Below are 20,697 nucleotides of genomic sequence, written 5' to 3'. Positions count from 1 at the left end.
GGGAGGAAGGAAAAGACTGCGGGAAAGATCAACGGGAAAGACGGGTCATGGGGAAATCGGGGTCCAGCCGTGGTGAGGTGCGCACGGCTGTCGTCGTCGGTGCGGGTGTCGTTGGGCTCTCCACGGCGTGGTTCCTCCAGGAGCGCGGAGTCGGCGTCACCGTGCTCGACCGTGCCGACGTCGCGGCGGGCGCCTCGTGGGGCAACGCCGGATGGCTCTCCCCGGGACTGGCCATCCCGCTGAACGAGCCCGGCATCCTCCGGTACGGCCTGCGTACCCTCGTGGACCCGCGGGCGCCCCTGTACGTGCCCCCGACCCCGGACCCCGAACTGTGGCGATTCCTCACCGTGTTCGCGGCCCAGTGCCGCTGGGGCCCGTGGTACCGCGCCGTCCGCGCCAATCTGCCGCTGAACCGCAGGTGCCTGGACGCGTTCGACGCACTGACGGCCGGAGGGGTCGAGGAGCCGACGACCGCCGCCCCCGTCACAGCGGGTTTTCGCTCGCGGCGTGCGGCGATCGGCCTGATCAGGGAACTGCGCCGGATCTCCGACTCCGGCCTGGACATCGACTACGCCGTGCTGTCCGGGGACGAGCTGCGCGACCGCCTGCCCCACGCCTCCTCCCTGGTGCGTGCGGGGGTGCGCATCGAGGGACAGAGGTTCGTCGATCCGGGGGCCTTCACCCGCGCACTGGCCGCCTCGGTCCGCAGCCGCGGCGGCACGATCCGCACGGGCGTGGACGTCGTCGGGCTCGACCGCGACGGCGGGGGAACGGTCGCCCATTCCCGTGACGGGGAGCGGATCACCGCCGACGTGGCGGTCGCCGCCACCGGGGCCTGGCTGAGCCGGCTCGCCGCGCCCCGTGGTGTCCGCACCCGGGTCAGGGCCGGACGGGGGTACTCCTTCACCGTGCCGACGGACGAGCCGGTGCGCTGTCCCGTCTACCTGCCTGAGGCCAGAGTGGCGTGCACGCCCTACCGCGGCGGACTCCGGATCGCGGGGACCATGGAGTTCCGCGGTCCCGACGCCCCGCTCGACGGCAGGCGCATCGAGGCGATCGTCGCTTCCGCGCGTCCCTTCCTCACCGGCGTCCGCTGGGCCGAGCGGACCGACGAATGGGTCGGTTCCCGACCCGTCACCCCGGACGGGCGGCCGCTCATCGGGGCCTCCGCCACACCAGGGGTCTATGTCGCGGGAGGGCACGGCATGTGGGGGCTCACCCATGGTCCGACCTCCGGGATGCTCCTCGCCGAAGAGATCACCACCGGAAAACGGCCCGAAGCGCTGCGCGGGTGTGACCCGCGACGCTGAACACGGGTCGTACGACCAGGGGCGGGGCCGGCACCAACGACGTTGTCGGCCCCGCTCCTTTTTCCACTTTTCCACGCGGTCCGCCGGGTCGGGCCCGGTGCGCCAGGGGGCGTCTCCCGCGCCGGGCCCGCCGCCACCGCCCAACCACAGCGACAAGGACGTACACGATGACCGACACCCACTGGATGACCCAGGACACCCACAACCGGCTCACCGAGGAGCTGGCCGTCCTCACGAGGCCCCTCAACGACGTGCGGCAACCGGACGGAGGCCCCGGGGCCGAAGCCGTCCAACGATGGGACATCCCCGACCCCGAGGCGCGAACCACCCGTATCCGGCGGATCCGCGGCCTGCTCCACGACGCGGTCGTGGGGCGGACCCCACCCGACGACGGGGTCGCCGAGCCCGGGATGGTGCTCACCGTGCGCTACGCCGGCGAGGAGGGGACCGACACCTTCCTGCTCGGGGTACGCGACGGCGCCGACCCGGTGGACCTCACGGTGTACTCGGCCGACTCGCCCATCGGCAAGGCAATCACGGGCGCGGTTCCGGGGGAGACGCGGACCTACCGGGCCCCCAGCGGCGCCGTCATCCGGCTCACCCTGGTCGAGGCCGCCCCGTTCGGAAAGCACTGAACCGTTCTCGTCCTGCTGCGCGGGGCGGAGGTGCGCGGACGGGGCCGGCCGAGGAGGCGCCGACACCCCCTCCAGGGCACCGAACCGCACCATGAAGGACGAAAGGGGCCGTTCTCGAATTTTCTCCGGTTTATTCGGAAACCGAGAAAACGGGATCGGCCCTATGGAGAAGAAAATCCCCGGTCGTGGATTCGGTGCGGTTCGGGTCGTCTCGGGGCATGGCTGGGGATTGTCGGTTGATCCCATCCATTTCCGTGTTCCGTTCTTCGATGTCCCGTCGAAGCGGTGGGCGGACGAATCCGTGCGATGACGTGCTCGGACGGGAATCGCGACGTTTTCCGTGCGTCGTATCGGTAACGGACGGGAATCGGATGGCCGCCGTTTGCCGATTGTTCGCCGGTTTCCTGTCGACGACGGATTAGAGTGGAAGTCGCGCGATGGAACCGCGGTGCGTACGCCCGCCTTCCCCGCCTCAATCGACGCCCGGGCGCGACCCAGGGCGCCTTCTCGATATCCGCTCCCGATTGTCCGCGAAGAAGGGGACATCATGGCGCTTTACCGAATTCGCATGAACGACGGCTCGCTGGCCACGCACGGGGCGGTGCGCGTGCGCACCGACGCGGCCAACCTCTACCTGGAGGACCAGACGGCCGGAGCGTGGCGTCCGGTCCTGGACGTGCGCATCGACCGGGTCGCCGGCGTGCAGCGACGGTTCACCGAGAACGACGGCAGCTGGAGTTGGCTCGACGAGACGCTGCCCGCCCCCGGCGGGATCCGCGCCTGGAACTGAGCCGTCCCGGTCACTCCAGGCGCAGGCGCCGGCGGGCCTTCAGCACGATCCACCCGGTCAGCATCGCGATCCCCAGGGTCAGGGCCACGGCAACGGATATTCCCTGGTCGAACACCATCGACAGCGCGCCGACGGCCACGCCGAGAACGGCGCCGATGATGAGCGGAACCACGATATCGGGCCAATTGGTCCGTGAGGACTGTGAAGTCGACATGGTTTTGTCCTTACCCGACACACAAAGGGTAAACGCCGAGCACGCCGAGTGATACCCGTGGGTTTTCCGAGTGATTTGTGGCGGTTGGGTGTTCCGGTGGAAAATGCGCGGCAAGGGAAGGCGCGGAAAAACCGGCCGGCCGCACCCTTGTGGCTCAGCGCCAGGCGAAACGGGGCTCGCGCCGTTCGGTGAAAGCCCGTTTTCCCTCGGCCAGTTCCGCGCCGGCCGCGGCCGAGCGCCATTCCGGCGAGGGGTCCGCCTCGCCGATGATGGCTTTGGCCGCCCGCACACTCAGCTGCGAGCGCGCGGCCAGCGTGTCGGTGAACTCCGCGACGGCCGCCTCCAGCGCGTCGTCCTCGACGACCACGTCCACCAGCCCGATCCGGTGGGCGTGGTCGGCACCGATCGGCAGCGAGGAGTACAGCAGGTAACGCGCCGGTGCGGCCCCCACCAGCGACACCAGGCGCCGGGTGGGTCCCGGCGGGTAGACCAGGCCCAGCCGGCTCGCGGTGATGGCGAAGCGGGCCGAGGAAGCGGCGAACCGGAGGTCGCAGGCCACCGCGAGTTCGCATCCGCCCCCCACGCACGCCCCGCGCACCATCGCCACGGTCGGTTTGGCGAAGTCCGCCAGCGCGGCCTCGGCGGTCGAGTTGACCCGCTCGAACAGCGCGGTGTCCTCGGGCAGGCCGGGGATGTCGGCGCCGGCGCAGAAGTGTGCGCCGGCCCCGGTCAGCACCAGCACCGAAACACCGGGATCGGCGTCCAGGCCGGCGAGGACCTCGGGAAGGGCCTCCCACATGGCCATCGTCAGGGCATTGCGCTTGGCGGGCCGGTCGATGACCAGCGTTGCCACCGGTCCGCGCCGCGCCACCGAGAACCCCGCAGCGTCCCCGGCGGCGCTGCCGGCCGCAGCGGGCCCCTCAGCCGGCACGGCGCTGCGCCTGGACGGGAACCGGGCGCTGGGCCAGGCCGGTGTAGCTGCTCAACGGTCGGATGAGGGAGTTGGCGGCCTGCTGCTCCAGGATGTGGGCGGTCCAGCCGGTGATTCGCGCCATCACGAAGATGGGCGTGAACGTCGGAACGTCGAAGCCCATCAGGTGGTAGGCGGGCCCGGCCGGGTAGTCGAGGTTGGGGTGGATGCCCTTGCGCTCGTCCATCGCCGTCTCCAGCGCCGCGTAAAGCTCCATCAGCGCTCCGGCGTCCTTGATCCGCGCCATGCGCTCCAGCGCGGCGTGCATCGTGGGGACCCGGGAGTCGCCGTGCTTGTAGACACGGTGGCCGAAGCCCATGATCTTGCGTTTCTCGGCCAGTGCCCGGTCCAGCCATTCCGCGGCCCGGTCGGCGCTGCCGATCTCGGTGAGCATGTGCATGACCGCCTCGTTGGCACCGCCGTGCAGCGGTCCCTTCAACGCCCCGATTGCCGCGGTCACCGCGCTGTAGATGTCCGACATCGTCGAGGTCACCACGCGCGCGGTGAACGTTGAGGCGTTGAAACTGTGCTCGGCGTAGAGGATCAGCGACACCTCGAAGCAGCGCACCACCTCCGGCTCCGGCACCGCTCCGAAGCACATGTGGAAGAAGTTCTCCGCGAACCCCAGTTCCGGGTCGGGGCGGATCGGGTCCAACCCCTGGCGGCGCCGGTGGTCGGCGGCGATGACGGTGGGCAGCCGCGCCATCATCACCTCCGCCTTGGCCTGGTTGGCGGCCACCGAACCGTCGTCCTCCGCCGGGTCGTCGGCGCCCAGGTAGCTGATGGCGGTACGCAGCACATCCATGGGATGCGTTGTCTCGGGGATTCGTCGCAGCAGCTCAAGGGTGCTGCGGTTCAGGACCCGGTTCGCCTGCTCGCGTGCACAAAACGCCCCCAGCTGTTCGGCGGTGGGCAGGTCGCCGTGCCAGATCAGGTAGGCGACCTCCTCGAACGTGCAGGAGGCGGCCAGTTCCTGCACCGCGTACCCCCGGTAGGTCAGGGAGTTGGTGTCCTGGTCCACCATCGAGATCGCGGTGGTGTCCACCACCACCCCGGCCAGCCCCTTGTGGATCGCCGAATCCGCCATCATCACACCGTCCGATCAGATCGTGAAGTTGTAGACGTCGCCGTCGAAGGCGTTGTAAGCGGGGTAGTCCAGCAGCTCGTAGAGCCGGGCCCGGGTCTGCATGCGCTCCACCACGCTCTCCTGGCTACCGGTGTCGCGGATGGTGCGCAGGCCGTCCTCGACCGCGCCCATCGCCAGCCGCAGCGTCGTGACCGGGTAGATCACGATGTTCATCCCCAAGGACTCCAGCTGTCCGGCGCTGAGCAGCTCGCTCTTGCCGAACTCGGTCATGTTGGCCAGGAGAGGGACGTCCACGGCCTTGCGGAATGCCGCGAACTCGCCCGCGTCGCGCATCGCCTCGGGGAAGACCAGGTCGGCGCCGGCGTCCACGTACGCCTTGGCGCGCTCGATCGCCGCGTCCAGGCCCTCCACCGCACGGGCGTCGGTACGCGCACAGATCAGGAAGTTCGGATCGCGGCGGGCCCGGACCGCGGCGCGGATGCGCCGGGTCATGTCCGCGGTCCCCACCACGGCCTTGCCGTCCAGGTGCCCGCAGCGTTTGGGATTGACCTGGTCCTCCAGGTGGCAGCCGGCCAGCCCGGCGTCCTCCATCGACTGCACGGTGCGCGCCACGTTCATCGGCTCGCCGAATCCGGTGTCGGCGTCGATGAGCGTGGGCAGGTCGCTGACCCGCGCGATCTGCGCGCCGCGCCCGGCCACCTCGGTCAGCGTGGTCAGCCCGATGTCGGGGAGCGCGAGGTCGGCCGAGAGCGCCGCACCGGAGATGTAGACGCCGTCGAAGCCCAGTTCCTGGATCAGCACCGCGGTCAACGGGTTGAACGCGCCGGGGAAGCGCAGGAGCCGCCCCGAGGCCAGGGCCGCGCGCAGGGCGTGGCGGCGTTCGTGGGGAGCGGTGGTGGCGTGCAGCATGGGTTAGAACAGTCCCTTCGAGACGGGCAGGTCCCGCGGCGCGGTGTCGGGGTCCTCGCTGAAGGAGAGCTGGGCCACCTCGGTGGCGGTCAGCTCAGGAAGCCGTTCCACCAGATCCAGGAAACGGTCCTGCTCGGCGAGGGACACCACCCCGTCGGCCAACGCGCGGAACTTGGCGATGTAGTCGGGCCGGGCGAAGGGACGGGCACCCAGTGGATGGGCGTCGGCCACCGCGATCTCGTCCTCGATCACCGAGCCGTCGTCGAGCTCAACCACCACGCGCCCGCCGAACGCCTTCTCGGCCGGGTCGGTGGCATGGTAGCGCTTGGTCCAGGCCGGGTCCTCGACGGTGGACACCTTGTGCCACAGCTCCACGGTGTCGGGGCGGGCCGCGCGTCGGGGCGTGTAGGAGCGCTCGTGGTGCCACTCGCCGTCCTGGAGTGCCACGGCGAAGATATACATGATCGAGTGGTCCAGCGTCTCGCGGCTGGCCGAGGGGTCCATCTTCTGCGGGTCGCCCGACCCGGTGCCGATCACGTAGTGGGTGTGGTGGCTGGTGTGGATGGTGATCGTGCGCACGCGGGCGGTGTCGCCGATGCGGGGACCCATGCGCCGGGCCAGGTCGATGAGCGCCTGGCTCTGGTACTCCGCGGAGTGCTCCTTCGTGTAGGTCTCCAAAATGGCGCGCTTGGCGTGGCCGCGGGCGGGCAGGTCCACGGTGTACTCCGCGTCGGGGCCGTCCAGTAGCCAGGCGATGAACCCGTCCTCGCCCTCGTAGGCCGGGGAGGGCGCACCCTCCCCGCGCATCGCCCGGTCCACCGCCTCCACCGCCATTTTGCCGGCGAACGCCGGGGCGTAGGCCTTCCAACTGGAGATCGCGCCCTTGCGCGACTGCCGGGTGGTCGTGGTGACGTGCAATGCCTGCTGGACGGCCTGGTAGACGGTTTCGACGGGCAGCTTCAGCAGGGTGCCGATCCCGGCGGCCGCGGAAGGGCCCAGGTGTGCGATGTGGTCGATCTTGTGCGCGTGCAGGCAGATGCCCCGTACCAGCGACACCTGGATTTCGTAGCCGGTGGCGATTCCGCGCGCCAGGTCACGCCCGGTGCAGCCCACGTGCTGGGCGACCGCGAGGACCGGGGGGATGTTGTCGCCGGGGTGGGAGTAGTCGGCGGCGAGAAAGGTGTCGTGGTAGTCGAGTTCGCGCACCGCCACCCCGTTGGCCCACGCCGCCCACTCGGGGGAGACCCGGGTGGACAGCGGGGTGCCCATGACGGTCGCCCCAGGTGCGAAGGGGTGGCGGGTGGCCTGGGCGCGCGCGGCCCGCACCGGTCGGCGGTGCAGCGACGCCGCAGCCACGGACGCGTTGTCGATGATGCGGTTGCGGACCATTTCCATGACGTCGGCGTCGAGTTCGACCGGGTCGGCTGCCACCTCTGCGATGCGGTGGGCGAGCTGCTCGGCCTTGGCCGGACCGTCGGCACTGCGGTGGACCCGGACGATGTGGTGGACCATGGTTCGCGCTACCCCATCAGTTCGCTAAGGTGCGGCTCGCCTGCTCAAGCCGCTGACACTCCGAGCTTGTCAAAGGAGTCAACGCAGGTCGAGGGAGCCAACGAGCTGATTCCTGCAAACTTTGCCCCTGTGTTTTGCGAAGATTGCGAAGACGAATTCGGACATCGGCGGGGTACGCTTGCCCGGTCCGTTACGGCCGATCGGAAGGGACACCGGATGCGCAAGGTCTTCGCCGGGGCACGGCTGCGCAGACTGCGCCAGGACCGGTCGCTGACCCAGGCCGACCTCGCTCGCGACCTCGGGATATCGGCCAGCTACCTCAACCAGATCGAACACAATCAACGGCCCTTGAGCGTTCCGGTCCTGTTGCGCATCACCGAGGTCTTCGGGGTGGAACCCGGCTTCTTCGCAGAGGCCGACACCACCCGGCTCATCGCCGAACTCCGCGAGGTAATGGCCGAGGAACCCGCAGGGGAGCAGGTCACGCCGGACGAGCTCGACGAACTGGCCAGCGCACTGCCCTCGGTGGCGCGCACTCTCGTCGCGCTGCACCGCCGCTACCGCGATGCCGCCGGCCAGGCGGCGGCACTGGCGGAAGGGCGCGACGCGGTCGCCGTTCCCGGTACCCCCATGGCCTACGAGCAGGTGCGCGACTTCTTCTACGAACGCCAGAACTACGTCGGCGAACTCGACGAGCGCGCAGAAGACGCCGCGATCCACGAGGACGCGCCACCGGGCCAGGCCAGGGACGTCCTCGTCCGCCGTCTGGACCGCCTGCACGGGGTGCGCACCGTGATCGGGGCCCCGGGGGGCTCCGGGGCAGCGGCTCCCCGCCACCGGGCCTACGATCCCGCCACCCGGGTGATCACCCTCGCCGCGCACCTGCGCCCCGGGCAACAGGCGTTCCAACTCGCCACGCAGTTGGCGTTCCTGGAGCACGGACCGTTGCTCAGCGAACTCGCGCGCGGTGAGCAACTGCGCACCGAGCAGGCGGTGCGCCTGGCCAGGATCGGGTTGGCCAACTACTTCGCCGGCGCGTTCATCCTGCCCTACCGCGCCTTCCGCTCAGCGGCCGAGGCCGAGCGCTACGACATCGAACTGCTGGCCGACGCGTTCGACGTGGGCTTCGAGACGGTATGCCACCGGCTGTCCACGTTGCAGCGGCCCCGACTGCGCGGGGTGCCCTTCTCCTTCGTGCGGGTGGACCGCGCCGGGAACATGTCCAAACGGCAGTCGGCCACCGGTTTCCACTTCTCCCGGTCGGGCGGCACCTGTCCGTTGTGGAACGTCTATGCCGCCTTCGCCGCGCCCGGCGTCGTCCAGACCCAGATCGCGCAGATGCCCGACGGACGTTCCTACTTCTGGGTGGCCCGGACCGTGGGGCGCAACCACGGCGGGTACGGAGCGGCGGGCAAGACGTTCGCGGTGGGGTTGGGGTGCGAACTGCGCCACGCCCACCGCCTCGTCTACTCCACCGGACTGGACCTGGCCGATCCGCGGGCGGCCACCCCGATCGGCATGGGGTGCAAGGTCTGCGAGCGCCCCGCCTGCCCGCAGCGCGCGTTCCCTCCTGCGGGACGCGCGCTGCTGGTCAACGAGAACACCAGTACGGTGTCCCCCTACCCCGTTGCCGGCGGGCCCGAGCGGTGAGCGGGGAGCCGCGCCGTCACTCCCGCGCGTTGTTCGTGGCCTCGTCGATCGGGGCGACGATCACGGACTCGGGCCGCTCGGTACCGGTCTCCTCCCCGGGGCGCCTCGCGGTGCTCCCCGCGGATTCCACCTCCGCCTCCACCTTGTTGACCCCCTGCTCGCGGGCGTAGCGCAAGGCGGTGATCACCGTGCCGACCACCGGGACCGCCAGGAAGGCGCCCACGATGCCGAAGATGGTGCCGCCCACGGTGACCGCACCCAGGACCACTGCCGGGTGCAGCGACAGCGTCCGTCCCACCAGGAACGGCTGGAGCACGTTGCCCTCGACCTGCTGCACGACCAGCACGATCGCCAGCACGGCCAGGGCGATCCAGAAGCCCTGGTCGATGAGCGCGACGATGGTGGCCAGGAAGCCGGTGGCGATGGCGCCGACGATCGGGATGAACGACGCGAAGAAGATCGCCACCGAGATCGGCAGGGCGAAGGGGATGTCCAGGAGCACCAGGCCGATGCCGATGAGCAGGGCATCCACGAAGGCAACCGCGGCCTGGGACCAGATGAAGCCCGTCAGCGTCTTCCAGATCCTGGTGGCCAGGGTGTCGATGTGCCTCTGGGTGCGAGCGGGCAGCCAGCGGTGCGTCCAGGGCAGGAAGCGCGGGCCGTCCTTGAGGATGAAGAAGGTCAGAAACAGCACCAGGACGAAGTTCAACAGGAAGGAGCCCAGCGAGCTGACCCCGGTGAGCACGCCCGTCGCGATGGCCTGCTGGTGCTCCTGGAGCTGGCCCAGGGCCTGGTTGAGCAGTGAGGTCACCTGGTCGCTGTCCACGTTGAACGGCGGACCGCTGAGGAACCCGCGCAGTTGGTCGATGGAGGCGTAGAGCTGGTCGATCAGCTCGCCCCCTTCGGCTGCGACCCGGGGGATGACCAGCCCCACGATCCCGCTCAGCAGGGCCAGGAAGCCGACCATGGAGACAAGCGCCGCCAACGCCGAGGGCAGGACCTGGCGCATCCACTGCACCAGTGGCCACAGGATCGTGGACAGCAGCAGCGCCAGGACGAGCGGCAGCAGCAGCACCCACGTCTGCTGGATCAGCCAGCCGGCGATGTAGAGCGCCGCGGCGATCGCGATCGCGCGGAAGGACCAGCGGGCGATGAAGCCCGCAGCCTGGTCGATGCGCATCGACGAGCTGGCCGGGGCCTCGGGGGAGTCCGGCACGTCGGCCAGTGCCGGCTCGGGCGACTCGCCCGACGGGGGTTGGGGGGCCGTCTTGGCCCCGCGGCCGAAGACGGTGGTGCGGCCGAGGGCGGTCCGCAGATTGTCGAACACGGCGTGTCCTTATCCGGGCGAATGGGGTTGTTGGGTACGTCGAACAGCACGGACGCTACCCTTCCTGCGGGTCGGAGAACATCATGGACCGCCCGAGCGCCCCGTGTCGTCCGCGTCCCTGTGGATCAGAACCCGCTGCCCGGAGCCGGTCGCGGTCGCAAAACGGCCGCAGAGTCCCGATTTTGCACCGGAGACGGGAGCGGAGCGTCTGATCGTCGCCCGTGCGGGGGCTGCTGTGATCCGGGGCACCCGTGGCCGAAAAGACCCGCGTCGTCGGTCGGCGCCGCCCCCGAAGCACCCAACCGATCACCCGCGGTGAACGATCCCCGTGCCGCCAACGTGTGCGATCGGTGCGACCTGGGCAGCAGGTGCTCCCCGAAGCGAGCTTCCCGCCACGCGGTCGGGACGGCACCGTTGCAGACGAGCCGGGGGGACACATGGCCAAGGAGAGTGTCGCGGAGCAGTTCGTTCGCATCCTGGTCGACGCGGGGGTCGAGCGGATCTACGGGGTGGTCGGGGACAGCCTCAATCCGGTGGTCGACGCCGTGCGCCGCACGAAGGGCATCGAGTGGGTCCATGTGCGCAACGAGGAGGCCGGTGCGTTCGCGGCCGCGGCCGAAGCCCAGGTGTCGGGAAAGCTGACCGCGTGCGCGGGAAGTTGCGGACCGGGAAACCTGCACCTCATCAACGGCCTCTACGACGCCCACCGGAGCATGGCGCCGGTGCTGGCCATCGCCTCCCACATTCCCGGTGCCAAGATCGGCACCGATTTCTTCCAGGAGACCCACCCCGAACGGCTGTTCACCGAGTGCTCGCACTACTGCGAGATGATCGGCGATCCCGCCCAGATGCCGCGGGTCCTGCAGATCGCCCTCCAGAACGCGGTGGGCCTCCAGGGCGTCTCCGTGGTGGTGCTGCCCGGTGACGTCGCCGACAAGACCGTGGACGCGGCCGTCCTGAACCACTCGATGGTCGCCGAGCGGCCCACGGTATGCCCAGGTGAGGGCGACATCGAGCGGTTGACCGACCTCGTCGCCGGCTCCGCCAAGGTCACCCTGCTGTGCGGGGCCGGGTGCGCCGGCGCACACGACGAGGTCGTGGCGCTCGCCGAACGGTTGTGCGCTCCTGTCGCCCACGCGCTGCGCGGCAAGGAGTACATCCAATGGGGCAACCCCTACGACGTCGGGATGAGCGGCCTTCTGGGCTATGGCGCGGCTTACGAGGCCATGCACGGATGCGATCTGCTGCTCATGCTCGGCACGGACTTCCCCTACGAGGAGTTCCTTCCCACGCGCGCCCGCGTCGCCCAGGTGGACATCCGCCCCGAGCGGTTGGGGCGCCGCTCCCGACTGGACCTCGCGGTGTGGGGAGACGTGGGTGCCACCGCGCGGGCGGTGACCCCCCGGATCGAGCAGCGCACCGACCGCCGCTTCCTGGACCGGATGCTGCGCGCGCACGCCGAAGCCCTGGAAGGGGTGGTGGACGCCTACACCCGTGACGTCGAGCGGCACGTCCCCGTCCACCCCGAGTTCGTCGCCGACCAGTTGGACGCGGTGGCCGCCGACGACACGGTGTTCACCGTGGACACGGGCATGTGCAACGTGTGGGCGGCACGCTACATCACCCCCAACGGCCGGCGCCGCGTCATCGGTTCGTTCAAGCACGGCTCCATGGCCAATGCCCTGCCGCACGCGATCGGCGCCCAACTCGTCGACCGGGAGCGCCAGGTCGTGGCGATGTCGGGCGACGGCGGGTTCGCGATGCTGATGGGCGACTTCCTCACCCTGGTCCAGCACCGCCTCCCGGTGAAGGTGGTGCTCTTCAACAACTCCTCCCTGAGCATGGTGGAGCTGGAGATGATGGTGGCGGGGCTGCCGCCCTACGGTACCGACAACGTCTCCACGGACTTCGCCGCGATCGCCCGCGCCTGCGGGGCCGGCGCCGTCCGGGTCACCGAACCCGCAAAGGTGCGCGGGGCACTGGAAGAAGCGTTCGCGACACCGGGGCCGTTCCTGGTGGACGTGGTCACCGACCCCAACGCGCTGTCGGTGCCCCCCAAGATCACCGGTGCGCAGGTCGGAGGGTTCGCGCTGTCGATGTCCAAGACGGTCCTCACCGGCGGGGTGGGCCGCGCCCTGGACATGGCCCGGTCCAACCTGCGCAACATTCCCCGTCCCTGAGCGGTCGCGCGGCACGGACGGCGCCCGACCGTTCGGGGAACCGCTCGGCGGTCGTCGGACGGGCCGCGGACGATGCTCCGATCCAGAAGGTCATCCCCCGTTGTCGGTGCCGCGCGGTGCGGGCGCGCGCCAGCGGTAGCGCAGCCCCACGGTGCGCAGGGTGAAGCACACCAGGGCGCCGGCGACCGCTCCCACGGGGCCGTACCCGCCCAGTGTCGTGACGGTTCCCACCAGGATGCAAGCCCCGGTCAGGGCCGGGATCGCGTACAGGGTGCTGTCCCGCGACATCACCGCCGGCACCCGGTTGATCAGCACGTCGCGCAGCGTCCCCCCGCCGACCCCCGTGATCGCGCCCAGCAGCGCGGCCTGGAGCGGGCCGAATCCGAACTCCAGTGCCTTGGCCGCACCCGTCACGCAGAACAGGCTCAGCCCGGCGGCGTCCAGGAAGGTGATCGCTCCGCTGAGGCGTTCCAGGTGGCGGCTCAGGAAGAAGGCCAGCAGCGCGCCGACCAGTGCCGTCATGACGTAGCGCCAGTCCTGGAAGGTGGCGGGGGTGGCGCCCAGGAGCAGGTCGCGGATGATGCCGCCGCCCAGTGCGGTGATCACCCCCAGCGTGATCACTCCGACGATGTCGATGCGCGAGGACCGTATACCGACCAGCGCCCCGTCCACGGCGAACGCGAGCACCCCGGCGAGGTCCAGGACGAGCAGGATCGTGGTGGTGGACACCCAGGTACGGTAGACGATTCCCGCTGCCGGGCGACCACCGCCACGGCGGTTGCGGCAGGCCCGCGCCTTCGCTTCCGCGTTCGTCCCCACAGCGCGCAGTACGGCGGGACCGCTGTGGGGGCCGCGCGATCCACGCTGCGCCGTCGGTCGCGTTCGCTCGGTGCGGGGCTGGCGCGCTCCGCCCCTCGTTAATCGATTCTTCACAAAGCCGTCCGATGCCGCTGAAGCCCGCCGGAGAGCCCGGTGCCGTCTCCAACTGGGGTTATAGGTGAGTGCCCAGGCGGCGCGACGGCGGTAGATGAACTCTTGACGTCTGTCGAGAGGCGCCCCTACTCTTCGATGAAGACGTTTTCATAGATCTCTCGCAGCACCGCGCTGAACGATCGCCAAGGCGTCAAGCACCTCCACACACTCTGCGAGGAAGCCATGTCCACACCCAACGCACGCCACATCCCCTGTCGCCGTTCACTGCCGCGCGCACTGGCCGCAGCGGCGCTCGCCACGGGACTGGCCGCCTGCGGCACCGCGGGCGGCGCCGCAGGGACCACCGACGCCGACGGGAACCGGGAAGTGCGCGTCGCGCTCGACTGGAACAGCTACGTGGCCTACCACGCGCCGCTGGTGATCGCACAAGAGAAGGGCTTCTTCGACGAAGAGGGGATCACCACGACACTGCAGCTCACCGCGGGCTCCAAGGACGGTGTGCTGGCAGTTGGCACCGGAAAGGCCGACATCGGCTGGGTCGACCTTTCCACCGCGGCGGCCTCCATGATGTCGGGCCTGCCCGTGGTGTCGGTGGCCACCGTTCAGCACAAGAACGCCACCGGCCTGACCGTCCTGGAGGACTCCGCCATCCAGGAACCCGACGACGTGCGGGGCCTGCGCATCGGCAGCACCCCCGGCGGGTCGGACTCCACCCTCGTCCCGGCCTTCCTCAGCGCCAACGACATCCCCGAGGACGACGTCACCATCGTCAACCTCCCCGCGAACGGAAAGATCGCAGCCCTGCTCGCCGGCAAGGTCGATGCCATCAGCGGCCAGGGATACTACGCCCAGAGCGCCATCGCTGACGCAGGCGAGGAGGCACGCACCCTCCTCTATTCCGACGCCGGGGCCGACGTCCTCGACCACGGATTCGTCGCCGGGAACGCCCTCACCGACGGCGACGGAGAGACGATCACCGCGTTCCTGCGCGCCTATCGCAAGGGCCTGGACTACACAGAGGAGAACCAGGAAGAGGCGTGCGAGGTCCTCGCGGCGGAGTCCGACGGAACCCTGACCGAGTCCTTCTGCACCAGCCAGCTCTCCGGTTGGCTCGAACTGGTCCCCGCCGCCGACACCGACGCCCCCTGGGGCAGCAACAGCGAGTCGGCCTGGGCTGACACCATCGACATCCTGCAGACCTACGGTGGGGTCGAGGGCGACACGGCCGTCGCCGACATGTACACCAACGACTTCCTGCCGGACGGCCAGTGATGGCGGCCCCGGGCCAGGCCGCCGCTCCCGCGTCGGGGCGGGCAGCCCGGATCGGCATCAGCGGTGTCGAGCGGGTGTACGCCTCCACGCGCTCCTCGGTCACCGCGCTGCACGACCTCACCACCGAGGTCCCCGGCGGACAGTTCCTCTCCCTGCTGGGCCCCAGCGGCTGCGGAAAGAGCACCCTGCTGCGCCTCATCGCAGGGCTGGAACACCCCACTTCCGGAACGATCGAGGTCGGCGGCACCACCGTCACCGCCCCGCACCCCGACCTGGGCATGGTCTTCCAGGAAGACCTGCTCATGCCATGGCGCACCGTCATCGACAACATCCTTCTCCAGGCCGATGTCCGGCGCGCCGACCGCAAAGCCATGCGGGACCGCGCCCGCGAGCTGCTGGCGCAGGTGGGACTGGAGGCTTGCGAGAACAAGTACCCGCGGGAACTGTCGGGAGGAATGCGCCAGCGCGTCGGCATCTGCCGGGCGATCCTGCACGACCCCCGGCTGCTGCTGATGGACGAGCCCTTCGCGGCACTGGACGCCATGACCCGCGACCAGATGGCCGTCGACCTGGCTGACATGGCCGCCCAGCGCGACACCACCGTCGTCTTCGTGACCCACTCCATCAGCGAGGCGGTGTTCCTCTCCGACCGGATCCTGGTCATGTCGCCCCGCCCCGGCCGGGTCGTCGCCGACATCACCGTCGACCTGCCCCGGCCCCGGGGACTGCACGTCCGGGAGACCCCCCGGTTCGCCGACTACGTCGGCCAGGTGACCGAGGTCTTCGAGGACCTCGGCATCCTCCGCGACCGCCGCCCCGCCGGCCACCACGAGGGGACGCAGCGATGAGCCACAGCACCGCGCCGACCGGTCGGGCCACCGCGCCCCGCACCGGACTGCGCCGCCTCGCCGGAGCACCGGGGTTCGCACCCCTGGTCATGCTCGTGGGCCTGGTCGCCGTCTGGCAGGTGTGCGTCCGCGTCCTGGACGTGCCCTTCTACCTGCTGCCCGCACCCAGCGACATCTGGACGGCAGGCGTCGACAACTGGGGACTCCTCTGGAGCAATGCCCTGGTCACCCTCGCCGAGACCCTCGTCGGGTTCGCGCTCAGCGCGGTCGTGGGCGTCCTGCTGGCTGTGGTCATGGTCGCCTGGCCGCTTGCCGGGCGCGCGCTCTACCCGGTACTGGTTGCCTCCCAGGTCATCCCCAAGGTCGCCATCGCCCCACTGTTCGTGGTGTGGATCGGCACCGGCGTCACCACGTCGTCGCTCATCGCCTTCGTCATGGCGTTCTTCCCGGTGGTCGTCAACGCCACCCAGGGGCTCAACTCGGTCAGCGAGGGTTCCCTGCACCTCATGCGCTCCATGGGCGCCTCGCAATGGCAGGTTTTTCGCTACCTGCGCCTGCCCAGTGCCCTGCCTTTCATCATCACCGGCCTTCAGCTCGCGATCGCGTTCGCGATCGTGGGCGCCATCGTCGGGGAGTTCGTCGGCAGCGACTCCGGCCTGGGCTATCTCCTGATCGTCACCCAGGGCAACCTCATGACCGACACCCTCTTCGCTGCCCTGGTCGTTCTGACCGCCATGGGCCTGCTCCTCTACTACGGCGTCGAGCTGCTGGGCCGGCTCGTCATCCGCTGGAAGTGACATCCACCCGACCCGTTCCGGCCCGTCAGGGCCGGAACGGGTCGCCGAAACGGGGTTTCTCATGAACACACCGACCACAGCACCGCGTCGCTCGCCGCAACAGCGCGTCTCCTCGACCACGGTGCGCTCCCACATCGCGGGCGAACCCGACCACGAGGACGGCACCGCGGTCCCCCTCGTCGACCCGGCCACCGGCGCCGTATGGGGCGAGGCGGTGGTGAGCCCTGCGGCCGTCCACCGCGCGGTCGCGGCGGCCGAGCAGGCGCGCGCCACCTCTGGCTGGGCCCAGCTCCAGGGCTGGCAGCGAGCCGAGGTCCTGCGCCGCCTCGGTGCGCTGATCGCCCGAGACGCAGCGGACCTCGCCGAGTACGAGACGCTGGCCAACGGCAAGCCGCTGCGTTCCACCACCGCGGAGATGACCGTCCTCCAGCGCTGGTACGACTTCTTCGCCGCGGCGGCCGAGACCCACACCGGGTCCTACCGGTCGCTGTCGCCCACCCGCGACGGCGTCGTCGTCGAGGAGCCCGTCGGTGTCGTCGCGGCGATCACCCCGTTCAACGGTGCGCTGTCGCTGGGCTCGTGGAAGATCGCCCCCGCCCTGGCCGTCGGCAACAGCGTCGTGGTCAAGCCTCCGGTGCACGCGGCAGCCTCCACCGCCCGCCTGGCCGAACTGGCCCTGGAAGCCGGCCTGCCACCGGGCGTGCTCAACGTCGTCGTGGGCGGTGCGGAGGAGGGGGCCGCACTGGCCGCCGATGAACGGGTGGACCTGGTGTCCTTCACCGGCAGCACCGCGGTCGCCCGGCGCCTGGGCGCGGTCGTGGCCGGGCGGCTGGGGCGCTTCGTGTGCGAGGCGGGCGGGAAGTCCGCCCACATCGTCATGGACGACGCCGACCTCGGCTCCGCCGTCATCGCCGTGGCCCAGGGACTGTTCAGCGCTACCGGCCAGACCTGTGTGGCGGGCTCGCGCATCCTCGTCCACGAGGCGATCGCAGCCGAGTTCACCGCTCGGCTGAAGGCGCACGCGGCCCACATCGTGGTGGGCGACCCCTACGAGGGTGGCACCCACTTGGGGCCGGTGGCCTCCTCCGCCCAACTGGAGCGCATCGAAGGCTTCGTCGACGACGCGCTGGCCCGGGGCGCGCAGCCCCTGTTCGGCGGCACGCGCGTCGAACCCGGTGCGGAACTGGCCGGCGGCAACTGGTTCCCGCCCACGGTGCTGGAAGCCACCACCGAGGACATGGCCGTGTGCAGCGAAGAGGTCTTCGGGCCGGTGGGCGTCCTGCACGTCTTCGGCTCCGCCGAGGAGGCACTGGAGATCGCCAACAGCGTGGAGTACGGCCTGGCCGCAGGGGTGTGGTCGGCATCGGCCGACACCGCCCACCGCATGAGCAGGGGACTGGCAGCAGGGACGGTGTGGGTGAACACCTACCGCGCCATCGACTGGCGCATGCCCTTCGGCGGCTACAAGCAGTCGGGCTTGGGCCGAGAGAACGGCCTCGAAGCAATGCGCGAGTTCACCCAGGTCAAATCGGTTGTGCAGGACTACGGGCCGCACCCCGACCCGTTCGCCATCGCCTGACCGACCGCACTGTCCCCATGAAGAGAAACGGAGCCACCATCGTGTCCAGCCCGGTCGCCGACCCGCTGCCCTTCACCGTCGACTGCCTTGAGTACAGCAAACCCGACCGCGCCCGCTTCGAGGAGTGGCGGCGCGGCAGCGTCGGATGCGTGCACGTCACCATCGCGGTGTGGGAGACCGCCCGAGAGACCCTCTCGGTCATCGGCGAGTGGAACGACCTCTTCGCCGCCAACTCCGACCTCATCGAGCAGGCCCACGGCGTCGCGGATATCACCCGCATCAACGCCGCGGGCAAGACCGCCGTCCTCTTCGGGTTCCAGAACACCACCCCGTTGGAGGACGACATCCGGCTGGTCCGGGTCTTCGCCGACCTAGGGGTGCGCATCATGCAGCTCACCTACAACACGCAGAACAGCATCGCCGCCGGTTGCTGGGAGGACGACGACAACGGTGTCTCCAAGCACGTGGGTGCCAACTTCATCAAGGAGATGAACGACGTCGGTGTCCTCATCGACCTCTCACACTGCTCCGAGCGCACCTGCCTGGACACCATCGACATGAGCGCGGCGCCCGTCGCCGTGACGCACGCCAACCCCATCGAGTTCGTCGGCGACGGCGTGGAGCTGAGCCGCCGGCCCAAGTCCACCGAAGTCCTGCGCAAGCTCGCCGGGCGCGGCGGAGTGGTGGGCCTGAGCCCCTATGTGCGGATGCTACGCGACGGTGCCGCCACCACACTCGACAGCTTCGTGGACATGACGCTGTGGACCATCGACCAGTTGGGGGTGGAACACGTCGCCTTCGGCACCGACTTCTACACCGGCTACGACGCCAGCATGGTCAAGTGGTGGCGGGCCGGCCGGTGGGGCCGTGAGAGCCCCATCCCCATCGGCGACGGCCCCGTGGTCGAGTGGCCGTCGTGGTTCAGCTCGCCCGAGGCGTTCCCGGGCGTGCTGGAGGCGCTGGTCGACCGCGGACTGAGCCGCGACGAACTGGCGCTGGTCGCCGGTGGCAACTGGATGCGGCTGTTCGAGCAGGGCTTCCAACCCGCGGTGCGGGCCTGACATGGCCGTTCAGGCAGCGCCGGACCCGCGCGACGTGGTCGTGGTGGGCGGGGGCCACAACGGCCTGGTCTGCGCGGCCTACCTGGCGCGCGCGGGCCTGTCCGTCACGGTGGTGGAGTCCAGGACGGTCCTGGGCGGGCCGGTCGGCACCTACGAGTTCATGCCCGGCTACCGGACCGCTTTCACCAACTCCCCGGGTTCCTTCGAACCCACTGTTCTGCGCGAGCTCGACCTGACCGCCTTCGGGCTGCGTTTCGTTCGTCCCGACCCCACGCTGTTCCACCCTTTCGACGACGGCGCCTTCGTCGGCTGGCGCGATCCAGCGGCGGTGGACCGCCAACTGGAGGGGTACGCGCGGGGCGAGGCGCGGCGCTACCGCGCCCTGGTCGCACGCCTGGACGACTTCGGCCGTGCCCTGGGCGCCTCGGTCTTCGAACCGCCGCCGGACCTGTCCGCGCTGGTGGCCGGGCTCGGAGCGGAGCCGGACCAGGAGATGTTCGCCCGGCTCTTCCTTGGCGGTGTCAAGGAGCTGCTCGACGAGCACCTGCGCTCCGATCAGGCCAAGGCGATCCTGACGATGCTGGCGGTCAACGGCAACCTGTTGGCCCCGGCAGCGGCGGGGTCTGGAATCGGGCTGCTCCTGCGTCCGCTGTCCAAGGCATCGACTGCGACCGAAGACCCGAACGACCCCAACCGGTCCCCGATCCGCGGATCGGTGGGGCTGCCCGTCGGTTCCATGGGCGCGATCATCGACGCGTTGGAGCGCTGCTGCCGCAGCGCCGGGGTCGAGTTCGTGACCGGTGACCCGGTCGCACAGGTTCTGACCGACGGGGACCGCGTGACCGGGGCGGTCACGGAGTCGGGGCGCGCGATCGCCGCGCGCACGGTCGTCTCCGCGGTCAGCCCCGACACCCTGGTCCGCCGGCTGCTGGACGAGCCCGGTCGCGTCGCGCTGTTGGACGGACGGCCTCCTGCGGCCAAGCCCACCGGCTCGGCGTTCAAGATCGTTCTGGGGCTCGACGGGCTTCCGGGCGTGCGCGCCCTCCCGGAAGGGGCAACCGCCGAGCAGATCCTGGGCGTGCAGTTTCGCGTGGGCCCCTCGCCTGAGTACATCGAGCGCTCGATCCTCGACGGGCTGGCCGGCGTCCCTTCGCAGGAACCCATCATGTGGGGTCTGGTGCCGTCACTGACCTCTCCCGGCCTGGCCCCGCCCGGGCGCCACCTGATGAGCATCAACGTCTGGCACGCGCCCTACACGCTGCGCGAAGGCGACTGGGAGACCGAACGCGACGTGTTCGGCCGTCGGTGCCTGGCGGTACTGGACCGCCACTTCCCCGGCCTTTCCGAGCGGGTGGTGGACCACCGGTTCATGGATCCGGTGCAGTTGGAGACGGAGTTGGGTTTGCCCGGCAGCAACATCACCCACGAGGACATGACCCCCGGAAAGCTGTTCGGCTTCCGTGCGCCGACCCCCGGCGGGGGATATCGCAGCCGGATCCCCGGACTTTTCCTCACGGGAGCCGGAACCTGGCCGGGAGGTTATGTCACCGGGGTCCCCGGTCGGAATTCCGCCCGCGCGGTCCTGGCCGAATTCACCGATTCAACGAAGTAGGAAGCAGGGCA

Annotated in this window: 18 protein-coding genes; 11 read left to right on the top strand and 7 right to left on the bottom strand. The window is 70.1% G+C overall.

What is annotated here, in order from left to right:
• Positions 1-47 precede the first annotated feature (47 nt).
• The 3 genes from QSJ59_RS15300 to QSJ59_RS15290 all read left to right on the top strand — a co-directional run bounded on the left by QSJ59_RS15300 (position 48) and on the right by QSJ59_RS15290 (position 2,735).
• On the top strand, positions 48-1,310 hold the full coding sequence (locus QSJ59_RS15300; protein ID WP_285760238.1) for an NAD(P)/FAD-dependent oxidoreductase: 1,263 nt from the start codon (positions 48-50) through the stop codon (positions 1,308-1,310).
• A gap of 167 nt (positions 1,311-1,477) precedes the next feature.
• Positions 1,478-1,945: a GreA/GreB family elongation factor gene (locus QSJ59_RS15295; protein WP_285760237.1), complete on the top strand. Its 468-nt coding sequence runs from the start codon at positions 1,478-1,480 to the stop codon at positions 1,943-1,945.
• A gap of 547 nt (positions 1,946-2,492) precedes the next feature.
• Positions 2,493-2,735 carry a hypothetical protein gene (locus QSJ59_RS15290; RefSeq protein WP_285760236.1) on the top strand — a complete coding sequence of 81 codons (243 nt, stop codon included), beginning with the start codon at positions 2,493-2,495 and terminating at the stop codon, positions 2,733-2,735.
• Positions 2,736-2,745: 10 nt separating this feature from the next.
• Here the strand turns inward: QSJ59_RS15290 and QSJ59_RS15285 are convergent, their stop codons facing one another.
• The 5 genes from QSJ59_RS15285 to QSJ59_RS15265 all read right to left on the bottom strand — a co-directional run bounded on the left by QSJ59_RS15285 (position 2,746) and on the right by QSJ59_RS15265 (position 7,427).
• Entirely contained in the window at positions 2,746-2,949 is a 204-nt protein-coding gene (locus QSJ59_RS15285; protein ID WP_285760235.1) for a hypothetical protein, read from the bottom strand.
• A gap of 154 nt (positions 2,950-3,103) precedes the next feature.
• A complete protein-coding gene (locus tag QSJ59_RS15280) occupies positions 3,104-3,880 on the bottom strand; it encodes an enoyl-CoA hydratase/isomerase family protein (protein WP_285760234.1) in 777 nt (258 codons plus the stop codon).
• Complete coding sequence (locus QSJ59_RS15275) at positions 3,870-5,006, bottom strand: bifunctional 2-methylcitrate synthase/citrate synthase (protein ID WP_285760233.1); 1,137 nt, start codon at positions 5,004-5,006, stop codon at positions 3,870-3,872. Before QSJ59_RS15275 ends, QSJ59_RS15280 begins: the two co-directional genes overlap by 11 nt.
• A gap of 15 nt (positions 5,007-5,021) precedes the next feature.
• The gene (gene prpB / locus QSJ59_RS15270) at positions 5,022-5,915 is read right to left on the bottom strand and encodes a methylisocitrate lyase (protein ID WP_285760232.1); all 894 of its coding nucleotides are present in this window, start codon (positions 5,913-5,915) and stop codon (positions 5,022-5,024) included.
• 3 nt (positions 5,916-5,918) lie between these two features.
• The gene (locus QSJ59_RS15265) at positions 5,919-7,427 is read right to left on the bottom strand and encodes an MmgE/PrpD family protein (RefSeq protein ID WP_285760231.1); all 1,509 of its coding nucleotides are present in this window, start codon (positions 7,425-7,427) and stop codon (positions 5,919-5,921) included.
• A gap of 216 nt (positions 7,428-7,643) precedes the next feature.
• On the opposite strand from QSJ59_RS15265, the gene QSJ59_RS15260 reads away from it, so the two are divergent.
• Positions 7,644-9,077, top strand: coding sequence for a short-chain fatty acyl-CoA regulator family protein (locus QSJ59_RS15260; RefSeq protein WP_285760230.1), 1,434 nt, complete (start codon positions 7,644-7,646; stop codon positions 9,075-9,077).
• Positions 9,078-9,093: 16 nt separating this feature from the next.
• On the opposite strand, the gene QSJ59_RS15255 is transcribed toward QSJ59_RS15260, so the two are convergent.
• A complete protein-coding gene (locus tag QSJ59_RS15255; RefSeq protein WP_285760229.1) occupies positions 9,094-10,404 on the bottom strand; it encodes an AI-2E family transporter in 1,311 nt (436 codons plus the stop codon).
• Between the two features lie 437 nt (positions 10,405-10,841).
• Here QSJ59_RS15255 and QSJ59_RS15250 point away from each other — a divergent pair, with 437 nt between their 5' ends.
• Positions 10,842-12,584 carry a pyruvate dehydrogenase gene (locus QSJ59_RS15250; RefSeq protein ID WP_285760228.1) on the top strand — a complete coding sequence of 581 codons (1,743 nt, stop codon included), beginning with the start codon at positions 10,842-10,844 and terminating at the stop codon, positions 12,582-12,584.
• Between the two features lie 90 nt (positions 12,585-12,674).
• On the opposite strand, the gene QSJ59_RS15245 is transcribed toward QSJ59_RS15250, so the two are convergent.
• Entirely contained in the window at positions 12,675-13,313 is a 639-nt protein-coding gene (locus QSJ59_RS15245; protein WP_285760227.1) for a trimeric intracellular cation channel family protein, read from the bottom strand.
• A gap of 426 nt (positions 13,314-13,739) precedes the next feature.
• Here QSJ59_RS15245 and QSJ59_RS15240 point away from each other — a divergent pair, with 426 nt between their 5' ends.
• From QSJ59_RS15240 to QSJ59_RS15215, 6 genes are all read left to right on the top strand, one after another.
• The gene (locus QSJ59_RS15240; RefSeq protein WP_285760226.1) at positions 13,740-14,789 is read left to right on the top strand and encodes an ABC transporter substrate-binding protein; all 1,050 of its coding nucleotides are present in this window, start codon (positions 13,740-13,742) and stop codon (positions 14,787-14,789) included.
• Entirely contained in the window at positions 14,789-15,637 is an 849-nt protein-coding gene (locus tag QSJ59_RS15235) for an ABC transporter ATP-binding protein (RefSeq protein WP_285760225.1), read from the top strand. Before QSJ59_RS15240 ends, QSJ59_RS15235 begins: the two co-directional genes overlap by 1 nt.
• Positions 15,634-16,434, top strand: coding sequence for an ABC transporter permease (locus tag QSJ59_RS15230; RefSeq protein WP_285760224.1), 801 nt, complete (start codon positions 15,634-15,636; stop codon positions 16,432-16,434). The genes QSJ59_RS15235 and QSJ59_RS15230 overlap by 4 nt, the downstream gene beginning before the upstream one ends.
• 61 nt (positions 16,435-16,495) lie before the next feature.
• Complete coding sequence (locus QSJ59_RS15225) at positions 16,496-18,013, top strand: aldehyde dehydrogenase family protein (protein WP_285760223.1); 1,518 nt, start codon at positions 16,496-16,498, stop codon at positions 18,011-18,013.
• 17 nt (positions 18,014-18,030) lie between these two features.
• Positions 18,031-19,074 (top strand): membrane dipeptidase, encoded by a 1,044-nt coding sequence (locus QSJ59_RS15220; protein ID WP_285760222.1) that lies wholly within the window; start codon positions 18,031-18,033, stop codon positions 19,072-19,074.
• A gap of 1 nt (position 19,075) precedes the next feature.
• Positions 19,076-20,686, top strand: a complete 1,611-nt coding sequence (locus QSJ59_RS15215; protein ID WP_285760221.1) for a phytoene desaturase family protein — start codon at positions 19,076-19,078, stop codon at positions 20,684-20,686.
• Positions 20,687-20,697: the final 11 nt, after the last annotated feature.

It is taken from the genome of Nocardiopsis ansamitocini (genome assembly GCF_030268225.1).
Taxonomy (GTDB): Bacteria; Actinomycetota; Actinomycetes; order Streptosporangiales; family Streptosporangiaceae; genus Nocardiopsis_D; species Nocardiopsis_D ansamitocini.
Note: the sequence above shows the minus strand (reverse complement) of the source record. Positions and strands in the feature narration are given on the sequence as shown.

Bases quoted from the DNA above. Each gene is read 5' to 3' on its own strand.
- QSJ59_RS15230 (WP_285760224.1), top strand. From the start codon at position 15,634: ATGAGCCACAGCACCGCGCCGACCGGTCGGGCCACCGCGCCCCGCACC.
- QSJ59_RS15295 (WP_285760237.1), top strand. From the start codon at position 1,478: ATGACCGACACCCACTGGATGACCCAGGACACCCACAACCGGCTCACC.
- QSJ59_RS15220 (WP_285760222.1), top strand. From the start codon at position 18,031: ATGAAGAGAAACGGAGCCACCATCGTGTCCAGCCCGGTCGCCGACCCG.
- QSJ59_RS15265 (WP_285760231.1), bottom strand. From the start codon at position 7,427: ATGGTCCACCACATCGTCCGGGTCCACCGCAGTGCCGACGGTCCGGCC.
- QSJ59_RS15240 (WP_285760226.1), top strand. From the start codon at position 13,740: ATGTCCACACCCAACGCACGCCACATCCCCTGTCGCCGTTCACTGCCG.
- QSJ59_RS15290 (WP_285760236.1), top strand. From the start codon at position 2,493: ATGGCGCTTTACCGAATTCGCATGAACGACGGCTCGCTGGCCACGCAC.
- QSJ59_RS15275 (WP_285760233.1), bottom strand. From the start codon at position 5,006: ATGGCGGATTCGGCGATCCACAAGGGGCTGGCCGGGGTGGTGGTGGAC.
- QSJ59_RS15285 (WP_285760235.1), bottom strand. From the start codon at position 2,949: ATGTCGACTTCACAGTCCTCACGGACCAATTGGCCCGATATCGTGGTT.
- QSJ59_RS15300 (WP_285760238.1), top strand. From the start codon at position 48: ATGGGGAAATCGGGGTCCAGCCGTGGTGAGGTGCGCACGGCTGTCGTC.
- QSJ59_RS15215 (WP_285760221.1), top strand. From the start codon at position 19,076: ATGGCCGTTCAGGCAGCGCCGGACCCGCGCGACGTGGTCGTGGTGGGC.
- QSJ59_RS15225 (WP_285760223.1), top strand. From the start codon at position 16,496: ATGAACACACCGACCACAGCACCGCGTCGCTCGCCGCAACAGCGCGTC.
- QSJ59_RS15250 (WP_285760228.1), top strand. From the start codon at position 10,842: ATGGCCAAGGAGAGTGTCGCGGAGCAGTTCGTTCGCATCCTGGTCGAC.
- prpB (WP_285760232.1), bottom strand. From the start codon at position 5,915: ATGCTGCACGCCACCACCGCTCCCCACGAACGCCGCCACGCCCTGCGC.
- QSJ59_RS15260 (WP_285760230.1), top strand. From the start codon at position 7,644: ATGCGCAAGGTCTTCGCCGGGGCACGGCTGCGCAGACTGCGCCAGGAC.
- QSJ59_RS15235 (WP_285760225.1), top strand. From the start codon at position 14,789: ATGGCGGCCCCGGGCCAGGCCGCCGCTCCCGCGTCGGGGCGGGCAGCC.